Here is a 19,525-nt window from a genome sequence, read left to right on the forward strand (position 1 = left end):
GTCCCCGCGCCGAAGCACCCACGCGCGGTAACCCAGGGGCGGTCCGCCGCCGGGCTGCCTATCCTTGGGCACGACATGCAGAATCCAGCCTCCTCCGCCGCGACCGATCCCGTCCGCGACCTGCACCGCCGCCTCAGTCCCCTGATGTTCCGCGACCAGCGCCGGCTCCAGCGACGCCTGGACGGCGCCCGCAAGCTGCGCGACCCGCAGCGCCGGGAGGCGGCCCTGACCGAGATCACCGCCGAGCTGGCGCGGGCCGAGCAGCGGCTGGCCGACCGGCGGGCGGCGGTGCCGACGATCGCGTACCCCGTGGGGTTGCCGGTCAGCGAGCGCAAGGACGACATCGCCGCCGCCATCCGCGATCACCAGGTGGTGATCGTGGCCGGCGAGACCGGCTCCGGTAAGACGACCCAGCTGCCGAAGATCTGTCTGGAGCTGGGGCGCGGCATCAACGGCCTGATCGGGCACACCCAGCCCCGGCGGCTGGCCGCCCGGACGGTGGCCGACCGGATCGCCGACGAGCTGGGTACCGAGCTGGGCGACGTGGTCGGCTACAAGGTGCGCTTCACCGACCAGGTGAGCGACCGCAGCCTGGTCAAGCTGATGACCGACGGCATCCTGCTGGCCGAGTTGCAGACCGACCGGATGCTGCGCCAGTACGACACGTTGATCATCGACGAGGCGCACGAGCGCAGCCTCAACATCGACTTCATCCTCGGCTACCTGCGCGAGCTGCTGCCCCGCCGGCCCGACCTCAAGGTGATCATCACCTCAGCGACCATCGAAACCGACCGCTTCGCCAAGCACTTCGCCGACGCCCAGGGCAGTCCGGCGCCGGTCGTCGAGGTCTCCGGACGCACCTATCCCGTGGAGGTCCGCTACCGGCCGCTGGTCGAGGTCGCCGAGAGCGACGAGGAGGGCGACGCCGACGAGGAGAACGTCCGCGACCAGATCCAGGCGATCGGCGACGCCGTCGAGGAGCTGGCCGCCGAGGGTCCGGGCGACATCCTGGTCTTCCTCAGCGGCGAACGAGAGATCCGCGACACCGCCGACGCGCTGGGCAAGCTGGTGCAGAAGAAGCGGTCCCTGCTGGGCACCGAGATCCTGCCGCTGTACGCCCGGCTCTCCGCCGCCGAGCAGCACCGCGTCTTCGCCGCGCACAGCTCACGACGCGTGGTGCTCGCCACCAACGTCGCGGAGACCTCGCTGACCGTGCCGGGAATCAAGTACGTGGTGGACCCGGGCACCGCCCGCATCTCCCGTTACTCCAGCCGGCTCAAGGTGCAGCGGCTGCCGATCGAGCCCGTCTCGCAGGCGTCGGCCAACCAGCGCAAGGGCCGCTGCGGTCGGACGTCGGACGGTATCTGCATCCGCCTCTACGACGAGCAGGACTTCCTGTCCCGCCCCGAGTTCACCGACCCGGAGATCCTGCGTACCAACCTGGCGTCGGTCATCCTCCAGATGACCGCGATCGGGCTGGGCGACCTGGCCGCGTTTCCGTTCATCGACCCGCCGGACAAGCGCAACATCACCGACGGCGTCAACCTGCTGCACGAGCTGGGCGCGTTGGACCCGACCGAGACCGACCCGGCGAAGCGGCTCACCGCGCTGGGCCGCCGGCTCGCCCAGCTCCCGGTCGACCCGCGGCTGGCCCGGATGGTGGTCGAGGGCGAGCGCAACGGCTGTGCCACCGAGATCCTGGTGATCGCCGCCGCGCTCTCCATTCAGGACCCCCGCGAGCGCCCGGCCGAGAAGCAGGCCCAGGCCGACCAGGCACACGCCCGGTTCGCCGACAAAGAGTCCGACTTCGTGGCTTACCTGAACCTGTGGCGGTACCTGCGGGAGCAGCAGCGGGAGCTGTCGTCCAGCGCGTTCCGCCGGATGTGCAAGGCGGAGTACCTGAACTACCTGCGGATCCGCGAGTGGCAGGACATCGTCAGCCAGTTGCGCCAGGTGCTGCGTACCCCCGCCGAGAACGACCGGCGCGGCGGGCGGGCGGCGCGGGACACCCCGGCCGAGGCGGACGCCGGCCGGGGCGCGGGCCGCCGGGGCGGCGCGGACCTGCCGGAGGAGATCGACACCCCGAAGGTGCACCAGTCGCTGCTGCCCGGCCTGCTGTCGCACATCGGCCTCAAGGACGCCCAGAAACACGAGTACCTGGGGGCGCGGGGCGCGAAGTTCGCGCTGTTCCCCGGCTCGGCGCTGTTCAGGAAGCCGCCGCGCTGGGTGATGGCCGCCGAGTTGGTGGAGACGTCCCGGCTGTGGGGGCGCATCGCCGGGCGGGTCGAGCCGGAGTGGGTCGAGCCGCTGGCGCAGCACCTGGTCAAGCGCAGCTACAGCGAGCCGCACTGGGAGAAGAAGCAGGCCGCGGTGATGGCCTACGAGAAGGTCACCCTGTACGGCATGCCGCTGGTCGCCTCCCGCAAGGTCAACTTCGGGCGGATCGACCCGACGTTGAGCCGGGAGCTGTTCATCCGGCACGCGCTCGTCGAGGGCGACTGGCAGACCCACCACCGGTTCTGGGCCGACAACAAGCGACTGCTGGGCGAGATCGAGGAGTTGGAGAGCCGGGCCCGCCGCCGGGACATCCTGGTCGACGACGAGACCATCTTCGGCTTCTACGACCAGCGGATCCCCGCCGACGTGGTCTCCGGCCGGCACTTCGACACCTGGTGGAAGAAGACCCGCCACGAGCGTCCCGACCTGCTGACCTTCACCCGCGACCTGCTGATCAACGACGGTCGCGGCGGTGTCGACGAGAGCGACTACCCCGACGAGTGGCAGACCCAGGGGGTGACCCTGCCGCTGACCTACCGGTTCGAGCCGGGCACGGCGACCGACGGCGTCACCGTGGACATCCCGCTGCCGCTGCTCAACCAGGTACCGGCGGAGGGCTTCGACTGGCAGGTGCCGGGGCTGCGCGAGGAGACGGTGATCGCGCTGATCCGCTCGCTGCCCAAGGCGATCCGGCGCAACTTCGTGCCGGTGCCGGACTACGCCCGCGCCGCCCTCGCGGCGATCACCCCCGGCGAGACGTCGCTGCTGGACGCGCTCACCCGTGAGCTGCGCCGGATGACCGGTGTCACCGTGCCCCGCGACGCCTGGGAGCCCGGCAAGCTCCCCGCCCACCTGCGGGTGACGTTCCGGGTGCTCGGCGACGACGACAAGCCGGTCGCCGAGGGCAAGGACCTGCCGGCCCTGCAACGTCAACTGCGCCAGGAGGTACGCCAGGTCGTGGCGGCCGCCGCGCCGGAGGTCGCCCGGACCGGCCTGCGCGAGTGGAGCCTCGGCACGCTGCCCCGGACCATCGAGCAGGTCCGCGTCGGCTACGCGGTGACCGCGTACCCGGCCCTGGTCGACGAGGGCACGACGGTCGGGGTGAAGGTGTTCGACTCCCCCGCCGAGGCGGAGGCCGCGCACTGGGCCGGCACCCGCCGGCTGCTGCGGCTCACCGTGCCATCCCCGGCCAGGTTCCTGCAGGGTCGGTTGAGCAACGAGGCGAAGCTGGCGTTGAGCCGCAACCCGCACGGCGGCGTGCAGGAGCTGATCGAGGACGCGGCCGGCGCGGCCATCGACCGCCTGATCGACGCCGCCGGTGGCCCGGCGTGGGACGCCGAGGGCTTCGCCGCCCTGCGCGAGAAGGTCCGCGCCGACCTGGTCGACACCGTCGTCGAGGTGATGGACCGGGTCCGCAAGGTGCTCGCCGCCGCGTACGCGGTCGAGCAGCGGCTCGGCGCGACCCGCAACCTGGCCGTGGTGGCGGCGCTGGCCGACATCCGCAAGCAGCTCGCCGGGCTGGTGCACGCCGGCTTCATCACCGAGACCGGGTACGCCCGCCTGCCCGACCTGCTGCGCTACCTCACCGCCATCGAACGTCGGCTGGACCGGCTCGGCGGCAACCCGCAGCGCGACCGCCAACAGCAGGACCGGATCGCGGCGGTGCGCAAGGAGTACGACGACCTGCTCGCCGCTCTGCCGCCCGCGCGCCGGCAGGAGGCGGCTGTCCGGCAGATCCGCTGGATGATCGAGGAGTTGCGGGTGAACGTGTTCGCCCAGGCGCTGGGCACCCCGTACCCCGTCTCGGAGCAGCGGATCTACCGCGCGATGGACGACGCCGAGGGCCGCTGAGCCCGCCGGCCCGGCCGCCGCCGGCCCCTTCGCGGCGGCGGCCCCGGCCGGGTCAGCCCAGCGGCTCGACACCCGGCGGCAGCTCGCCCCGGTCGATCGCGGACTGGACGTAGTCGAGCAGGATCCGCCGTAGCTCGCGGCCGGCGTGCGTCGGCACCACGTCACGGCGACGGGCCACCGCGATGGTCCGCGTCACCCCGGGAGACGCCAGCGGCGTGCCGCGCACCCCGGGCCGGCGGGCCAGCACGATCCCCGGCACCAGCGCGATGCCGAGTCCCGCCTCGACAAAGCTGAGGACGGCGTCCATCTCGCCGCCGTCCACCGCGAACGTGGGCTCGAAGCCCGCCTCCCGACACGCCGCGATGGTGGCGTCACGCAGGTCGTAGCCCTCCCGGAACATCACCATCGGCTGGTCACGCAGATCGGTGATGCGCAGCTCGCCCGTCCCCGAGCCCGTCGGCACCTCGTCCACCGAGGCCACCACCAGGCTCTCGCGCAGGATCGGGTCGACGCGCAGGCCCGGGTCGGCGCCCTGCGACGGCATGATGATCAGCGCCAGGTCCAGGTCGCCGCGCAGCAGGTCACGGACGAGGTCCTGGGAACCGCTCTCCTCGACGCGGAGGTCGACGGTGGGGTGCGCGTCGCGGAACCGGCGCAGCACCGGCGGGGCGAGCGAGGTGGCCAGGCTCGGGGTCGCGCCCAGGCGTACGCGCCCTCGGCGCAGGCCGACCAGCTCCTGCACCTCCCGGGTCGCGGTCTCCACGTCGGCGAGGATCCGGGTCGCCAACGGCAGGAGCACCTCCCCGGCCGCGGTGAGGGCGATGTTGCCCCTTACCCGCTCGAACAGCGGGGCCCCGAGGTCGGTCTCGAGGGCGTGAATTTGCTTACTCAACGAAGGCTGGGTTATGCCAACGATGTCGGCGGCTTGGGTGAAATGTCGTACTTCGGCCACCGCGACGAAGTACCGGAGCTGATGGAGCTGCATCTACATAGCTTATGGCTATCAACGCTGCGAGTTCGATGCATTGGACGACTGATCAAAGTGCTCCTAGCGTCGATCCCGTGGTAATGACGAAAACTCGGTCGCCCATCCGCTCGAACGTCGGCCTCAAGGCCGTCATGGCGGTGACGGGCATCCTGCTGGTGCTCTTCCTGATCGCGCACATGCTCGGGAACCTGAAGGTGTTCACGGGGGAGACCTCGTTCGACCACTACGCGCACTGGCTGCGCGACATCGGCAAGCCACTGCTGCCCGGTGTCTGGTTCCTGTGGATCCTGCGCACCGTCCTCACGGTCGCCGTCGTCGCCCACATCGTGGCCGCCACCGTGCTGGCGCTGCGCGCCCGCGCCGCCCGCCCGGTGAAGTACGCCCACCGCAAGAAGGTCCGGGGCAGCTACGCGGCGCGCACCATGCGCTGGGGTGGCGTGATCATCCTGCTCTTCGTGATCTACCACCTGCTGGACCTGACCACCGGCACGCTCAACCCGGTCGGGACCGAGGGCAAGCCGTACGGCAACGTCGTCGCCGACTTCGCGCCGGAGCGCTGGTACGTCACCCTCTTCTACACCCTGGCGATCGTCACGCTCGGCTTCCACCTGCGCCACGGCGCCTTCAGCGCGTTCCGCAGCCTCGGGCAGCAGACGCCCCGGGGCGAGCGCCGGGCGCGCGCCGCCGCGCTGGTCTTCGCCGTGGCGCTCTGCGCCGGATACCTGGTGGTCCCGTTCGCCGTACTCACCGGATTGGTGTCCTGACATGGAACTCTTCACCGAGGGCGACCCGATCGCCGACACGAAGGCGCCCGCCGGCCCGGTCGAGAAGCGCTGGGAGACGCGGCGCTTCGAGGCCAAGCTGGTCAACCCGGCCAACCGCCGCAAGATGACGGTGATCGTGGTCGGCACCGGCCTGGCCGGCGGCTCAGCCGCGGCGACGCTGGCCGAGCAGGGCTACCACGTCAAGTCCTACTGCTACCAGGACAGTCCGCGCCGGGCCCACTCGATCGCGGCGCAGGGTGGCATCAACGCCGCGAAGAACTACCGCAACGACGGCGACTCCGTGCACCGGCTGTTCTACGACACCGTCAAGGGTGGCGACTTCCGCTCCCGGGAGTCGAACGTGCACCGGCTCGCCGAGGTCTCGGTCAACATCATCGACCAGTGCGTCGCCCAGGGCGTGCCGTTCGCCCGTGAGTACGGCGGCCTGCTGGACACCCGCTCCTTCGGCGGCGCGCAGGTGCAGCGCACCTTCTACGCCCGGGGCCAGACGGGCCAGCAGCTGCTGCTCGGCGCGTACCAGGCCCTGGAGCGGCAGATCGGCCTCGGCAACGTGGAGATGAACGCCCGGCACGAGATGCTGGAGCTGGTCATCGTCGACGGCAAGGCCCGGGGCATCGTGGTCCGGGACCTGGTCACCGGCGAGATCACCACCGAGATGGCCGACGCCGTCGTGCTCGCCTCCGGCGGTTACGGCAACGTCTTCTACCTCTCCACCAACGCCAAGGGCTGCAACGTCACCGCCACCTGGCGGGCGCACCGCAAGGGGGCGTACTTCGCCAACCCCTGCTACACGCAGATCCACCCGACCTGCATCCCAGTCTCCGGCGACCACCAGTCGAAGCTGACCCTGATGAGCGAGTCGCTGCGCAACGACGGCCGGGTGTGGGTGCCCAAGCGCAAGGGCGACGACCGCAGCCCGAAGGACATCCCCGAGGACGAGCGGGACTACTACCTGGAGCGGATCTACCCGTCCTTCGGCAACCTGGTCCCCCGCGACATCGCCTCCCGCGCCGCCAAGAACGTCTGCGACGAGGGCCGCGGCGTCGGTCCGACCAAGCTCGGCGTCTACCTCGACTTCGGCGACGCGATCGACCGGTTGGGCCGCAAGGCCATCGAGGCCAAGTACGGCAACCTCTTCGAGATGTACGAGCGGATCACCGGCGAGGACCCGTACGAGGTGCCGATGCGGATCTACCCCGCCGTGCACTACACGATGGGCGGGCTCTGGGTCGACTACGACCTCCAGTCCAGCATCCCGGGCCTGTTCGTGATCGGCGAGGCGAACTTCTCCGACCACGGCGCGAACCGCCTCGGCGCCTCGGCGCTGATGCAGGGCCTCGCCGACGGCTACTTCGTGCTGCCCACCACCATCGCCAACTACCTGGCCTCGGGGCCCCTCGAGAAGGTCGACGCCAGCCATCCCGCGGCGGTCGAGGCGCGTACCGACGTCGAGGACCGGATCCAGCGGCTGCTGGCGGTCGACGGCGACCGGACCGTGGACTCGTTCCACCGGGAGCTGGGCCAGATCATGTGGGAGCACTGCGGCATGGAGCGCTCCGAGGCCGGACTGCGCAAGGCGATCGGCGAGATCCGCGACCTGCGCGAGCAGTTCTGGCAGCGGGTCAAGGTGTCCGGCACCGGTGAGGAGCTGAACCAGTCGCTGGAGAAGGCCGGCCGGGTGGCCGACTTCTTCGAGCTGGCCGAGCTGATGTGCATCGACGCCCTGCACCGCGAGGAGTCCTGCGGCGGTCACTTCCGGGCTGAGCACCAGACCCCCGACGGGGAGGCGCAGCGCGACGACGAGAAGTTCGCGTACGTGGCGGCCTGGGAGTTCACCGCCACCGGTGAGCCCTCGGTGCTGCACAAGGAAGACCTGAAGTTCGAATACGTCCACCCCACGCAGCGGAGTTACAAGTGAACCTGACCCTGCGCATCTGGCGCCAGAAGGGCCCTGAGGACAAGGGTCGGATGGTGACCTACCCGGTCGACGACGTGTCCCCGGACATGTCGTTCCTGGAGATGCTCGACGTGCTCAACGAGCGGCTGATCCTCTCCGGCGAGGACCCGGTGGCGTTCGACCACGACTGCCGCGAGGGCATCTGCGGCATGTGCGGCCTCATGATCAACGGCGACGCGCACGGGCCGCAGCGCGGCACCACGGCGTGCCAGCTGCACATGCGGCAGTTCAAGGACGGCGACACGATCGACATCGAGCCGTGGCGGGCCAGCGCCTTCCCGGTCGTCAAGGACCTGGTGGTCAACCGGAGCGCCTTCGACAAGATCATCGCCGCCGGCGGCTACATCACCGCGCCGACCGGCAGCGCGCCCGAGGCGCACTCCACCCCGGTCGCCAAGGCCAACGCGGACGCCGCCTTCGAGTCGGCCGCCTGCATCGGCTGCGGCGCGTGCGTGGCGGCCTGCCCGAACGGCTCCGGCATGCTCTTCACCGCCGCCAAGCTCACCCAGCTCTCGCTGCTGCCCCAAGGCCAGCCGGAGCGCTACACCCGGGTGATCGGCATGGTCGACGCGCACGACGAGGCCGGCTTCGGCGGCTGCACCAACGCCGGTGAGTGCACGGTGGCCTGCCCGAAGGGCATCCCGCTGAACACCATCGGCCGGCTCAACCGCGACTACCTGTCGGCCACCACCAAGGGCGGCAACACCCCCGGCTCCTGAGCCTCCCCGCCACCCGGACCGCTGCGCCCCCGATCGTCGGGCGCGGCGGTCCGGCGTTGAGGGCGTCCACCGAACGCGCTAGTCCGGCCCGGCCCGCGACTGGCCCGGCCCGGCCCGCGACTGGCCCGGGGAAGATCAACTCGGCATACCGGAAGTCGGCTGGTCCGGGCGCCCACCACACCGCGACTTCCTGGAACCCGAGTCGATCACGGCACCACGACGGGCTCGGCGAGCCGGCAAGCAGGCACACCCCTCGGCAAGCCGGTTCAACCCCCTCTCCCGGGGTAGCAGTCAGACAGGACCGAGGGAGGGCAACCGGACATGAAGGCGTTGACCTGGCAGGGCAAGCGGGACGTACGGGTCGAGGAGGTACCCGACCCCCGGATCGAGGAGCCGACCGACGCGATCGTCAAGATCACATCGACGGCGATCTGCGGCTCGGATCTGCACCTGTACGAGGTGCTGGGGCCGTACCTGAAGCCCGGGGACATCCTGGGACACGAGCCGATGGGCATCGTCGAGGAGGTCGGCCCGGAGGTGACCGGCCTGAAGCCCGGCGACCGGGTGGTGGTGCCGTTCAACATCTCCTGCGGCGACTGCTGGATGTGCCGACGCCAGCTCTACGCCCAGTGCGAGACGACCCAGGTGACCAGCGAGGGCAAGGGCGCGGCGCTGTTCGGCTACACGTCCCTCTACGGGTCGGTGCCCGGCGGCCAGGCCGAGTACCTGCGCGTTCCCCAGGCCCACTTCGGGCCGATCAAGATCCCGCAGACCGGCGCGGACGAGCGCTACCTCTACCTCTCCGACATCCTGCCCACCGCCTGGCAGGCGGTGAAGTACGCGGACACCCCGCCCGGCGGCACGCTCGCCGTCTTCGGGCTGGGCCCGGTCGGCCAGTTCTGCGCCCGGATCGGCCGCCACCTCGGCGCGGGGCGGGTCATCGGGCTGGACCTGGTGCCCGAGCGGCTGGAGCTGGCCCGCCGGCACGGCATCGAGGTGCTCGACGTACGCGAGCTGTCCGACGTACCGGGCGCGCTGATCGACCTGGTCGACGGGCGCGGCCCGGACGCGGTCATCGACGCGGTCGGCATGGAGGCGCACGGCTCGCCGGTCGGCAAGCTCGCCCACGCGGCCGTCGGCCTGCTGCCGGACAAGCTCGCCCAGACGATGACGGACCGGGTCGCCATCGACCGGCTCGCCGTCCTGCACGCCGCGCTCAAGGCGGTCCGGCGCGGCGGCACCGTCTCGATATCCGGCGTCTACGGCGGCGAGGCCGACCCGATGCCGATGATGGAGATGTTCGACCGGGGCGTCCAACTGCGGATGGGGCAGTGTCACGTTCGCCGCTGGGTCGACGAGATCATGCCGCTGCTCTCCGGCGACGACGACCCGCTGGGCGTGGAGGATCTGCGTACCCACCGGCTGCCGCTGAGCGACGCGCCGCGCGCGTACGAGATGTTCCAGCAGAAGGAGGACGGCTGCATCAAGGTCGTGCTCGCTCCATGAGTCGGGTCGTGGTGGTCGCGGGCGCGACCAGCGGGATCGGTCGGGCGACGGCGCGGGCGTTCGCCGAGCGCGGCGACCGCCTGGTCCTCGCGGCCCGTGCGCCGCAGACCCTCGCCGAGGTACGCGAGGAGTGCGCGGACGTCGAGGTGCTGACCGTGGCGACCGACGTCACCGAGGCGGGCGCGCTGGACGCGCTGGCGCAGGCGGCGATCGAACGGTTCGGCCGCATCGACGTCTGGGTGCACACCGCGGCGGTGATGGCCTACGGGCGCTTCGACGAGCTGCCGGAGCGGGTGTTCGACCACGTGGTGCGGACGGACCTGCTGGCCGCCGCCGGCGCGGCCCGGGTGGCGCTGCGGCACTTCCGGGCCACCGGCGCCGGGACGTTGATCCTCACCGGGTCGGTGCTCGGGCACATCACCGCCCCCTACATGAGCGCGTACGTGACCAGCAAGTGGGGTTTGCAGGGGCTGGCCCGGACGCTCCAGCAGGAGCTGCGGGACAGCCCGGGAATCCGGCTGTGCCTGGTCAACCCGGGCAGTGTGGACACACCCGTCTACCAGCAGGCGGCCAACTACCTGGGTCGCGTCGGTCGCCCTCCACCGCCGGTCGCCGGGCCGCAGCGGGTGGCCCGGGCCATCGTCGACTGTGTGGACAGTCCGCGCCGGGAGGTGTCGGTGGGGCGGCTCAACGTGCTGCTGCGAGCCGGCTTCACGCTGCTGCCCGGCGTCTACGACGTCCTCGTCGGCCCGTTGATGCGGCTCGCGGGCCTCAGTGGGCGGCCGGTCGCGGCGCACGACGGCTCGGTCTTCGCCCCGAACCCGGCCGGCGAGGCGGTCCGTGGCGGTCACCTGCCCGACCTGCGGCAGCTCGCCCGGGCCGTGTCCGGGCCGGCGGCACAGCTCCGTGGGACGGCGGCCGGCGCGATCGGCGCCGCGCTGCGCCGACGGCCCGGGTAAGACTGTTCGGGACTGTTCGGGACTCTCTCCGGGGGCATCATGAATAGATCAACTCGCCTAGCGTGGGGGGCCGGCAGGCGCTCCGGCGCCCCACGACGGGAGAGACGATTGACCATCCGACTGAACCGCAGGACCGCCCTCGGACTGGGTACGGTGGCCACCGCCGGTACGGTGCTCGCCGCGACCACTCCGGCCAGCGCCGCCGAGGCGACACCCACCACCCCCGCGCAGGCGGCCCGGCGGGTCGCCACGGCCTTCGGGCGCCACAGCGCCGAGGCCGGCGGCAACTGGCAGGCATACGTCAGCGTGGCCGACCCGGCGGGCACGCCGGTCGTCGCGGTGGCGGCGGACGAGGACCGGACGATCGAGGCGTACAGCGTCAACAAGATCGCGGTGGCCACGGCGGTGTTGGACAAGGTCGACCGCGGGCTGCTGACGCTGGACCAGCGGGTCGAGGTGACCGAGACGATCGTGGTGCCGGGTGGGGACGGCATCTTCAGCCGGGACGGCGCGTACCCGAGCAGCGTGACGCTGGGACACGTGCTGGCGAACCTGCTGACCGTCTCGGACGACACCGCCGTACGACTGTGCGGTCTGGTCGCCCCGGCCGCCGAGATCAACTCGATCCTGGTCGCCAAGGGCTTCCCGAACACCCAGGTCGAGCCGGTCGCCAACCCGAACCGGTTCTTCCTCGGCACCAGCACTCCCCGGGAGACGCACGACCTGCTGCGGGCCCTGGTCGCCGGCACGCTGCTCTCGCCGGCCTCGACGGCGCACCTGCTCGGGCTGCTGCGCTCCCCGGTGGCCTTCACCGACGGGATCCGTCGCACCATGTCCTCCGACGATCGGGCCCGCATCGCCACGAAGGCCGGCTGGTTCACCGACGCCCGGCACGAGGCCGGCGTGATCTTCGACCGGTCCGGCGCTGCGGTGCTCACCTACGCGCTGTTCGCCGACGGGCAGGCCGACCCGGACAACTTCGGTGCGACCCATCCGGCGGTGCGGGCGCGCGCCGCCATGGGTCCGAAGGTCCTCGCCGCGGTGGACCGCCTCGGGGGCGCGGGCACCGCGTACCGGACGACCTTCCAGCGGCCCAGCAACGGCGGCTGACTCCGCTGCCGGGCCGGTCGTCGGGGACGACCGGCCCGGTGCGGGCGACCGCCGGGGCGGAAGCCGCACGGGGGAACTACCGTGTAGTGCGGGACACGGCGGAGGGACGGCGATGACGCCAACGGAACGCACGGACGGGCAGAGGTCGCTCGGGCGACGGATGCGGGCGACGGCGGGACTGGCCGCGCTGGCCGGCCTGGCCTGGATGGCACGGGACGTCCCGGCGGCACTGGGCGGGCGACTCGCCGGGGCCCGGGCCGAGCGGGCGGCCCGCTCGCCGCAGTTCCGCGACGGCACGTTCCACAACCAGGCCGACGTCCGCACGATGGTCGCCGCCGAACCGGGTCGGAACCTGGTCCGGGAACTGATCTTCGGCAAGCAGAAGCGCCGCCCCACCGCGCCCGTGCCGCTGCTGCGGCCCGGCGCGTCGCCGGCCGCCGACACCGCCGACGAGCTGAACATCGTCTGGTACGGCCATGCCTCGGCGCTGATCGAGATCGAGGGGCGGCGGGTCCTGCTCGACCCGGTGTGGAGTGACCGCTGCTCGCCGTCCGGCGCGGTCGGCCCGCGTCGGCTGCACGAGCCGCCGGTGGGCATCGACGAGCTGCCTCCGCTCGACGCCATCCTGATCTCCCACGACCACTACGACCACCTGGACATGCCCACCGTGCGGGCGCTGGTCGCCGGGCAGTCGGCGCCGTTCGTGGTGCCGCTCGGGGTGGGCGCCCACCTGGATCGCTGGGGGGTGCCCGCCGAGCGGATCATCGAGCTGGACTGGTCCGAGTCGCACCGGGTCGACGGGTTGAAGATCACCGCCACCGCCGCCCAGCACTTCTCCGGTCGCGGGCTGCGCCGCGACGGCACGCTCTGGAGCTCCTGGGTGGTGGCCGGGGCACGACGCAAGGTCTTCTACACCGGTGACTCCGGCTACTTCGCCGGGTACGCGGCGATCGGCGCCGAGCACGGGCCCTTCGACGTCACGCTGATGCAGATCGGCGCGTACGACCGGGCCTGGCCGACCATCCACATGTTCCCCGAGGAGGCGGTCGACGCCCACCTCGACCTGCGCGGCGGGCTGTTCATCCCGGTGCACTGGGCGACGTTCAACCTGGCCCTGCACGACTGGTCGGAGCCGGTGAACCGACTGTGGGCCGAGGCGAAGGCCCGGGACGTGCGGCTCGCCGTACCCCGCCCCGGCGAGCGGGTGGTCGTCGACGACCCACCGGCGGTCGACGGCTGGTGGCAGTCCGTCGCCTGAGATGTAAGGAAGGGCACCTTGTTAACGCCTGGCGTATAACAAGGTGCCCTTCCTTACATCTCAGAGCACGAAGGCGTCGGTCCAGAGCGCGCCGGAGCGACCGGAGAGCGCGTCCAGCATGGCGACCGCCTGGCCGTCGGTGAGCTGCGCGACGAAGTCCACGATCGCGCGTCCCCGGGCGCGGCCGATCCGGTGCGGCGTACGCGGGTGCAGCTCGGCCTCGGCCAACTCGACCAGGTCGTGCAGCCGGCGAGGTAGGCGGGACTCCTCCTCCGGGTCGAGCAGCCACTCCCACAGCGCCTCCACCAGGGTGCCCAGCAGTCGGGCCTGACCACGCTGGTGCAGGGCCAGGTCGGGGCGGGCCAGCACGAACCGGTGGTGGACGAACTTGAGCACCTGCACCTCGTGCCACTGCGCGCAGCCGAGCAGCACGTGCCCGGAGCGCACCGACGGCTGGTCGGTCACGGTGACGGCCTCGACGAAGCGGGTGGACCAGCGGGCGGAGAACCGCGCCACGTACTGCTCCGCCTCGATCGAACCGTCGAACGGCATCGCGAGCAGCCCGTCCACCAACTCCTCGCGGACATGCTCGACGGCGGCGGCGAACGCGTCGTCGTCCGCGACCCAGGCGTCCTTGCGGTGCAGTTGCCGGCGCAGCCGCTCGATGGCCGCGCCGGGTCGTCGGGCGGAGGTGGCCAGCGCCGCGTCGGTGATCGCCCGGAAGTGCCCGCTCTCGCGCTGCCAGGCCATCAGCTCGGCGGACACCGCGCCCTGCTGGAGCACCCCGACCCGGTAGAAGTCCTCCACGTCGTGGATGGCGTACGCGATGTCGTCGGCGGTGTCCATGACGGACGCCTCGACGGTCTGCTGCCAGTCCGGAATGCGGCCGACGAACGGCTCCCGGGCCTGCCGCAGGTCGTCCAGCTCGGTGCGGTACGCCCCGAACTTCAACGAGCCGCTCTCCGGGTCGTCCGGCGGCGGGGTGGCGCCCCGCGGCGGCGGGTCCAGCAGGCGCGGGTGCGGGTCGGGGTAGTCCAGCCGGGTCCACGGGTACTTCAGCATCGCCGCGCGGACGGCGGCGGTCAGGTCCAACCCGGTGGTGGCGGCGCCCCGGATCTCGGTGCTCGTGACGATCCGGTACGACTGCGCGTTGCCCTCGAAGCCGTCGGCGAGGCCGAGACGCTGGCGGGCCAGCCGGTCGAGCACCCGCTCCCCCAGGTGGCCGAACGGCGGGTGGCCGAGGTCGTGCGCGAGCGCGGCGGCCTCCACCACGTCGGGGTCACAGCCGCCGAGCTTGTCCAGCAGGTCACGCCACCTGCCGTCGGCCGTCAACCGCTCGGCGATGGCCCGGGCCACCTGGGCGACCTTGAGGCTGTGGGTGAGCCGGTTGTGCACCAGCAGCCCGGAGCCGACCGGGCTGATCACCTGGGTGACCCCGCCGAGCCGGGCGAAGAACGGCGACCCGACGATCCGGTCCCGGTCGGCACGGAACGGGTTGGCCGTGAGGTCGCCGAGGGCCCGGGCGCTGCCGCCGAAGAGCCGTCGGGCGCGCGGCTCCGCAGGTGATTCCATGATCGCCACGCTAGCGCAGGCCCGGCCGGGGCGGTCGAGGGATCGACCCGGCCCGGGCGCGGAGGCAGGACGGCGCGGGGGCGCGACCGGCCGGGCGCGGCGACAGTGGTCGGGGCCGACCGGCAGAATGCAGGCGGTACCCGCTCTTTGAGGGCGGATCGAGTCGAAGGCGGATCGAGATCGTGACCCAGTCTGTTCATCAGCGGATCGCCGACGAGCTCGGCGTGGCCGAGCGTCAGGTGCGGGCGGCCGTGGAGCTGCTCGACGGCGGCGCCACCGTGCCGTTCATCGCCCGCTACCGCAAGGAGGCCACCGGCCTGCTCGACGACACCCAGCTACGCACCCTGGAGGAGCGGCTGCGCTACCTGCGGGAGCTGGACGAGCGGCGGGCCGCCGTGCTGGAGTCGATCCGCGGCCAGGGCAAGCTGGACGAGGCGCTGGAAGCACAGATCATGGCCGCCGACTCGAAGTCGCGGCTGGAGGACATCTACCTGCCGTACAAGCCGAAGCGCCGGACCCGGGCGCAGATCGCCCGCGAGGCCGGCCTCGCGCCGCTGGCGGAGACGCTGCTGGCCGACCCGTCCCAGGATCCGAAGGCCACCGCCGCCGGATTCGTCGACGCCGAGAAGGGCGTCGCCGACGCCGCCGCCGCGCTGGAGGGCGCTCGGGCGATCCTCATCGAGACATTCGCCGAGGACGCCGACCTGATCGGCACGCTGCGCGAGCAGATGTGGTCGCGGGGCCGCCTGGCCTCCCGGGTACGCGACGGTCAGGAGACGGCCGGCGCGAAGTTCGCCGACTACTTCGACTTCTCCGAGCCGTACCCGAAGCTGCCGTCGCACCGCATCCTGGCCATGTTCCGGGGCGAGAAGGAGGGCGTGCTCGACCTGACCATGGAGTCGGAGGAGGCCGGCGAGGCCGACGCCGTACCGACCGGTCCGACCCGGTACGAGGCGATGATCGCCGGCCGGTTCGGAGTGTCCGACGCCGGGCGCCCCGCGGACCGGTGGTTGACCGACACGGTCCGCTGGGCCTGGCGTACGCGCATCCTCATCCACCTCGGGGCCGACCTGCGGATGCGGCTGTGGCAGGCCGCCGAGGAGGAGGCCGTACGGGTCTTCGCCACCAACCTGCGCGACCTGCTGCTCGCCGCGCCGGCCGGCACCCGGCCGACGATGGGCCTGGACCCGGGCCTGCGAACCGGCGTGAAGGTGGCCGTGGTCGACGCCACCGGCAAGGTCCTCGCCACCGACACGATCTATCCGCACGAGCCACGCCGACAGTGGGACGCGTCGATCGAGACCCTGGCCCGGCTGGCCGGCGCGCACGACGTGGAGCTGATCGCGATCGGCAACGGCACCGCCTCGCGCGAGACCGACAAGCTGGCCGCTGACCTGATCAAGCGCCACCCGCAGCTCAACCTGACCAAGGTCATGGTTTCCGAGGCCGGCGCGTCGGTCTACTCCGCCTCCGCGTACGCCGCGCAGGAGCTGCCCGGAATGGACGTGTCGCTGCGCGGCGCGGTCTCCATCGCCCGTCGTCTCCAGGACCCGCTCGCCGAGCTGGTCAAGATCGACCCTCGCTCGATCGGGGTCGGCCAGTATCAGCACGACCTGTCCGAGGTGAAGCTCTCCCGGTCGCTGGACGCCGTCGTGGAGGACTGCGTGAACGCGGTCGGGGTGGACGTCAACACCGCGTCCGCGCCCCTGCTGACCCGGGTCTCCGGGATCGGGGCCGGGCTGGCCGAGAACATCGTGCTGCACCGGGACGCCAACGGGCCGTTCCGGTCGCGGACCGAGCTGAAGAAGGTCGCCCGGCTCGGGCCGAAGGCGTTCGAGCAGTGCGCCGGCTTCCTGCGGATCCCCGGCGGGGACGACCCGCTGGACTCGTCGAGCGTGCACCCCGAGGCGTACCCGGTGGTGCGGCGGATCCTCGCCAGCACCGGGCAGGACCTGCGCGCGGTGATCGGCCGAAGCGCGATCCTGCGCGGGCTGCGGGCCACCGACTTCGTCGACGACCGGTTCGGCCTGCCCACCGTCACCGACATCCTCGCCGAGCTGGAGAAGCCGGGCCGTGACCCCCGGCCGGAGTTCCGCACCGCCACCTTCGTCGAGGGCGTGGAGAAGATCGGCGACCTGACGCCGGGCATGGTGCTGGAGGGCGTGGTCACCAACGTGGCCGCCTTCGGCGCGTTCGTGGACGTCGGGGTGCACCAGGACGGCCTGGTGCACGTCTCGGCGATGTCCCGGACGTTCGTGAAGGACCCCCGTGAGGTGGTGAAGTCCGGCGACGTGGTCAAGGTCAGGGTGCTCGACGTGGACGTACCCCGAAAGCGCATCTCGCTGACCCTGCGCCTGGAGGATGAGCCGGCCGCCGGTGGTCGGACGAGCCAGGAGGGGCGTGGCGGCCCGGCGCAGCGCGGACCGCAGGGCGGTCGCGACGGCCAGGGCGGTCGCGGTGCCGGACAGCAGGGTCGCGGCGGCCAGGACAGTCGCGGCGGCCAGGGCAGTCGTGGCGGGCAGGACAGTCGCGGCGGCGGGCAGGGTGGTCGCGAAGGCCAGGGCAGTCGTGGTGGCGGGCAGGGTGGTCGCGGCGGGCAGCAGCGGCAGGGCGCACCGGCGCCGGCCAACGACGCGATGGCCGAAGCCCTACGCCGCGCCGGCCTGGCCTAACCCGCTCACCACCTCGACCCCGCGCGGCCCCGTCGATCATGGAGTTGTGGTGGGTGACAAACCGCCCGCATAACGCCAAGCCAGGCACCACAACTCCATGATCGACAAACCCGAGCTGGCCTTCTGCGTCGATCTTGCACATACTGTGCCGACATAGCCGGCATTCCGCCTATTCCGACGACCGAAACTGCAAGATCGACGCAGGCGGGGCGGCGCGGGGCGGCGCAGGGCGGGGCTGGGCGGGGCGAGCGCGGGGCGGGGCTGGGCGGCGCGGGGCGGGGCTACAGCAGGCGATCAACGCGCTGCCGTACTACGTCTAGACCAACGTGGTGATGGCCGCGATCGCCCGGGGCACCCTGCGGGCCGCTCGACTGAGCCCCGTGCGTACCGTCGGCGTCGTGAATGAGCCGGACGGCCGGACGTGGCGGGAGCAGCAGCGGCAGGCGGTGCGCGCGCATGCCGACGCGGACGCGCGGCGGCGGGCCGCCGAGCAGGCCGAGGCGGCGAAGCTGGTGGCCTGGTTCGTGGCCGAGGCGACCCGGCGGGGGCTGCGCACCACCCGGCTGGTCGCCCGGGGTTACGACGGGCGCGGGCGCTACCGGACCAGGCTGACCGGCTGGTACGTCGACCGGGCCGAGACCCGGGCGGTGGATGTGGCCGGCCGGTTCCACCTGCTGACCGTGCCCGGAGGTCTGCGGGCCCGGCTGTTCGGCGCCGACCCGGAACCCAGCCCGGCGCCGTTGGTGGTCGGGTCCGGTGGACGAGACGGCGAGTCGATCCCGTTGCGGACGCTGCTCACCCGGTTGCTGGACGACGGGACCGGCGAGCCAGACCCCACCACCAGGCCTGCTGCACCACGAGGGTGAGCAGGCCGGCCAGGACGATCGCACTCAGGTTGATGACCAGTTGGAGTGCCGAGCCGCCCGCTTCGTCCCATACTCCGTAGGCGGCAGCCACCGCCACGTTCGCCGCGGCCGGGACCGTCGTCACCGAGATCAGCACCCCGACCAGGCTGCCGGACTTCTTCGACGTCAACGAGAGCATCCCGGCCACGCCGGCGAGGAGACCGACCACCCAGGACAGCGCGTCCGGCCGCCAGATGAAGTCGGTGAGTGGGCGTTCGGCGAGCAGCATCTCCCGACTGACCAGGCCGGCGGCGGTCAGCGCCCAGGTGCTCAGCACGGTCGCCACCATGGCCGCCACGAAGCCGACCACGAGAGCCTGCACCGAGCGGCCGATCACCCCGAGCCGGCGGCGCAGCAACGCCACGCACAGCGCGGCGAGGGGGCCGAACTCCGGACCGACGACCATCGCCCCGACGATGAGAATCGGCTGGTCCAGCAGCACCCCGATGCCGGCGATCATGGTGGCCACCACGATCAGTACGAGGTACGTGCCGGACAGTTCCGTCTGCTCACCGGTCTTCGCGGCAATCTCGTCCCAGACCACCGCGTCCGCGCCACTGCCCGGCGCCCGGTCCGCCGCCCGGTCGGCCGCCGCGGAGATGGTCAGCTCGATGTCCTCGGCCGCGATGCCGCCGCTGGTGTCCACGCCGAGTCGCCGCAACTCCCGCAGCACACGGTCCGCGCTCTCCCGCACCACGTCGCAGAGGATGAGATCACCACGCGGTTGCCGGGCGGCACCCGGCAGCACGGCGAGGTGAGTCACTCCTGCCTCTGCGGAGAGCAGGTCGACGACATCCGTCGTCCTGCTCTCCGGGGTGATCACCCTCAGGTGCAGCACGCGCCATCCCCTCGCCGGTCCGGTCGGTGCTTCCCTCGCCCGACCGGCCGTCGCGACTCTACAGCTCGCCCCGTCGAGGCCGGGAGCTGCACAAGGCCGAGGCCACAACGGGAGCCTCGGCCTGGTCG

The 19,525-nt window shown here is 72.1% G+C and carries 13 protein-coding genes; 10 read left to right on the plus strand and 3 right to left on the minus strand.

Features of this window, described 5'->3' with window-relative positions:
* Positions 1 to 75 precede the first annotated feature (75 nt).
* Positions 76 to 4,128 (plus strand): ATP-dependent RNA helicase HrpA, encoded by a 4,053-nt coding sequence (hrpA, locus tag AB0I89_RS04290; protein ID WP_357119906.1) that lies wholly within the window; start codon positions 76 to 78, stop codon positions 4,126 to 4,128.
* Between the two features lie 52 nt (positions 4,129 to 4,180).
* Here hrpA and AB0I89_RS04295 read toward each other — a convergent pair whose 3' ends face one another.
* A complete protein-coding gene (locus tag AB0I89_RS04295) occupies positions 4,181 to 5,113 on the minus strand; it encodes a LysR family transcriptional regulator (RefSeq protein ID WP_357119909.1) in 933 nt (310 codons plus the stop codon).
* Between the two features lie 83 nt (positions 5,114 to 5,196).
* Between AB0I89_RS04295 and AB0I89_RS04300 the strand changes: the two genes are divergently transcribed.
* From AB0I89_RS04300 to AB0I89_RS04330, 7 genes are all read left to right on the plus strand, one after another.
* Positions 5,197 to 5,880, plus strand: a complete 684-nt coding sequence (locus AB0I89_RS04300) for a succinate dehydrogenase cytochrome b subunit (protein WP_357119912.1) — start codon at positions 5,197 to 5,199, stop codon at positions 5,878 to 5,880.
* 1 nt (position 5,881) lies between these two features.
* The gene (locus AB0I89_RS04305; RefSeq protein WP_357119914.1) at positions 5,882 to 7,819 is read left to right on the plus strand and encodes a fumarate reductase/succinate dehydrogenase flavoprotein subunit; all 1,938 of its coding nucleotides are present in this window, start codon (positions 5,882 to 5,884) and stop codon (positions 7,817 to 7,819) included.
* A complete protein-coding gene (locus AB0I89_RS04310; RefSeq protein WP_357119917.1) occupies positions 7,816 to 8,577 on the plus strand; it encodes a succinate dehydrogenase/fumarate reductase iron-sulfur subunit in 762 nt (253 codons plus the stop codon). Before AB0I89_RS04305 ends, AB0I89_RS04310 begins: the two co-directional genes overlap by 4 nt.
* Before the next feature lie 321 nt (positions 8,578 to 8,898).
* Positions 8,899 to 10,083 (plus strand): zinc-dependent alcohol dehydrogenase, encoded by a 1,185-nt coding sequence (locus AB0I89_RS04315; RefSeq protein WP_357119920.1) that lies wholly within the window; start codon positions 8,899 to 8,901, stop codon positions 10,081 to 10,083.
* The gene (locus tag AB0I89_RS04320; RefSeq protein WP_357119923.1) at positions 10,080 to 11,042 is read left to right on the plus strand and encodes an SDR family NAD(P)-dependent oxidoreductase; all 963 of its coding nucleotides are present in this window, start codon (positions 10,080 to 10,082) and stop codon (positions 11,040 to 11,042) included. The genes AB0I89_RS04315 and AB0I89_RS04320 overlap by 4 nt, the downstream gene beginning before the upstream one ends.
* 108 nt (positions 11,043 to 11,150) lie before the next feature.
* Positions 11,151 to 12,152 carry a serine hydrolase gene (locus AB0I89_RS04325; RefSeq protein WP_357119926.1) on the plus strand — a complete coding sequence of 334 codons (1,002 nt, stop codon included), beginning with the start codon at positions 11,151 to 11,153 and terminating at the stop codon, positions 12,150 to 12,152.
* Positions 12,153 to 12,264: 112 nt separating this feature from the next.
* Positions 12,265 to 13,410: an MBL fold metallo-hydrolase gene (locus AB0I89_RS04330; RefSeq protein WP_357119928.1), complete on the plus strand. Its 1,146-nt coding sequence runs from the start codon at positions 12,265 to 12,267 to the stop codon at positions 13,408 to 13,410.
* Between the two features lie 60 nt (positions 13,411 to 13,470).
* On the opposite strand, the gene dgt is transcribed toward AB0I89_RS04330, so the two are convergent.
* Positions 13,471 to 14,982 carry a dGTP triphosphohydrolase gene (gene dgt, locus AB0I89_RS04335; RefSeq protein ID WP_357119931.1) on the minus strand — a complete coding sequence of 504 codons (1,512 nt, stop codon included), beginning with the start codon at positions 14,980 to 14,982 and terminating at the stop codon, positions 13,471 to 13,473.
* 182 nt (positions 14,983 to 15,164) lie between these two features.
* On the opposite strand from dgt, the gene AB0I89_RS04340 reads away from it, so the two are divergent.
* Both AB0I89_RS04340 and AB0I89_RS04345 read left to right on the plus strand, forming a co-directional pair.
* Positions 15,165 to 17,654 (plus strand): Tex family protein, encoded by a 2,490-nt coding sequence (locus tag AB0I89_RS04340; RefSeq protein ID WP_357119935.1) that lies wholly within the window; start codon positions 15,165 to 15,167, stop codon positions 17,652 to 17,654.
* Between the two features lie 398 nt (positions 17,655 to 18,052).
* Positions 18,053 to 18,520 (plus strand): hypothetical protein, encoded by a 468-nt coding sequence (locus tag AB0I89_RS04345; protein WP_357119937.1) that lies wholly within the window; start codon positions 18,053 to 18,055, stop codon positions 18,518 to 18,520.
* On the opposite strand, the gene AB0I89_RS04350 is transcribed toward AB0I89_RS04345, so the two are convergent.
* On the minus strand, positions 18,450 to 19,397 hold the full coding sequence (locus AB0I89_RS04350; protein ID WP_357119940.1) for a DUF389 domain-containing protein: 948 nt from the start codon (positions 19,395 to 19,397) through the stop codon (positions 18,450 to 18,452). The genes AB0I89_RS04345 and AB0I89_RS04350 overlap by 71 nt on opposite strands.
* Positions 19,398 to 19,525 lie beyond the last annotated feature (128 nt).

This window comes from Micromonospora sp. NPDC049801, from assembly GCF_040656575.1.
Taxonomy (GTDB): Bacteria; Actinomycetota; Actinomycetes; order Mycobacteriales; family Micromonosporaceae; genus Micromonospora.